Genomic DNA, 2,099 nt, shown 5'->3' on the forward strand with positions numbered 1-2,099 from the left:
GGTTGGGTCGGGAACTGGCGCGGTGTCGTGAGCGGTTGTAGGTGTGGAAGCCACTGTGACCGAACGGTTTTCCCGCTTGATCGTTCTTCTGCCCCACCATGACCGGCCATTCGATCCGTTTCCAGCTCCCGCCCGTCAAACCGTGCATGCGGTTCTCCCGCACACGGCTTACCGACGTTCTTCACCGGCGGCATTCAACCCTTCCAGGTCCGAAAGGGCCTGGGCGGCACGACGATTCCATCGAGGCTGATCAGCCCGAGGTGGTCCGGCGACGCCAGCACCTGGGCCATGCCCCATCCCCATGCGTGTCGCCGGTTGCCCCGCTTGGACAACAGCAACGCCAGACGCGAGAGGGCATAGTTTCTGATCTGACCGAACAGCAGAGCCGAGTTCCCATAACGGAAGTATCCGGCCCATCCCCGCAGGAACAGGTTCAGCTCTCCCACGATGTGTTCGGTCGGCAGCAGCATCCGGTGCCGGGCCGTGATCGACCGGATCCGGTCCCGAGCATGCTGCACCGCCTTGCGTGAGGGCCAACGAGCAAGGAACACCAGATGCGCCGACCGGGGAGTCCACCCGCGCACCAGCCGATTGTGGAAGCCCAGGAAGTCCACTCCCTTGCCGCCCTCGACCAGATGCACGATCCGGGTCTTGGACTCCTTGACCTCGAGCCCGAGCTCACCCAGCAGAACTACCAGCCGCGCAAGCGCGGCCTCGGCCTGCCGACGCGATCGGCACATCACCACCAGGTCATCGCAGTATCGGACCAGCACTCCGTGCGCATTCGTGTCCCATGCCCGGTCGAGCCGGTGCAGATACACGTTGCACAACAACGGCGAAAGCGGTCCGCCTTGCGCGGCTCCGGTCACCTCACGGCGCACCGAACCGCCGGCCATCACTCCCGCCCGCAACACCGCGCGCAGCAGCTTCAGCATGCCCTGGTCACTGACGCGTTCCTCGACCGCTGCCATCAGCTTCTCGTGCCCAATCGCCGAGAAGCAGTTGGCGATATCAGTTTCCACCACCCATCGGTTGCCTCGCCAGGACTCGTCGACGAGCACCTGCAGCGCATCGTGTGTCGACCGCTTCGGGCGGAACCCGAAACTGCACGGCAGGAACTGCGCCTCGAAGATCGGCTCGAGCACGATCTTCACCGCAGCCTGCACCACACGATCACCAACCACAGGAATCGACAACGGCCGCTTCTCACTAGACCCCGACTTGGGGATGAGCACCCGACGCGCGGGCAACGGCCGCCACCGCTCGTTCTGCAAGTCCTCGGCCAGCTCGTCGAGGAATCTCTCGACACCGTAGTCCTCGATCTGCCCCAGGGTGGTCTCATCGACACCCGGCGCACCATTGTTGCGGCGCACCGCCACCCACGCACGCCACAGGACGTCTCTGCGATAGACCTTGTCCCGCAACGCATGAAACCGTCGTCCCGGATCAGCCTTGGCCGACCGGTAAAGCGTGTGCTGCAAGGCTCGAACCGGGTCCAACGACCCCACAGCGGTGGAATTAGCCTGACCGGCACTCACCGGGCCCATCCTTTCCAGACACAACGCGTGAACGAAGCAGCGGCCCTTCCCTCACCGGCGGTTATGTTGTCCGCCCGGCTCGATCGGTACTACGACCGCCTCCGACTCCCTCCCGGCACCCGATCCACTTCCCGGCTCCACACCGGTTATAGGACAAGCCTTTCCACACAATTCGCAGTGCATTTCGGCCGGGGAGGGCCTCCCCAGTTCCCGCCGTCACCTTCTGAACGTTCCGCGCCCTCTACGCCGGGGAGTCCTTCACGGCTGCGCATCCAGGCTCTTCACCGCTTCCATGGCCTTCACCGTGAACAGCCCGGCTCGGCTCTCCCTCAATGTCTAACGACGCGGCAGGCTTCGCTTCCGCTACGGACCGCTCAGTCGCTTCCCCTACAAGGGCTTTCGACGCTGGGCTTCGACCCGACCCGTTTCCAGACCGAGCCGCCAGCCTGCTACCGGGCCTCCTGGCAGCTACCCGGACCGGACTCACACCGGCAGGCGACGACGAGCTTCCGACACAGGTCATGACCGCAAAACGATCACCTCCTGATCTCTGGGCGCACC

At 64.6% G+C, this 2,099-nt stretch carries 1 protein-coding gene; it reads right to left on the bottom strand.

Annotated features, from left to right (window positions below):
• Positions 1-194: 194 nt before the first annotated feature.
• Positions 195-1,538 (bottom strand): group II intron reverse transcriptase/maturase, encoded by a 1,344-nt coding sequence (ltrA, locus tag AB0J47_RS42200; RefSeq protein ID WP_364360330.1) that lies wholly within the window; start codon positions 1,536-1,538, stop codon positions 195-197.
• Between the last annotated feature and the right edge of the window lie 561 nt (positions 1,539-2,099).

The organism is Nocardia sp. NPDC049737 (genome assembly GCF_040674755.1).
Taxonomy (GTDB): domain Bacteria; phylum Actinomycetota; class Actinomycetes; order Mycobacteriales; family Mycobacteriaceae; genus Nocardia.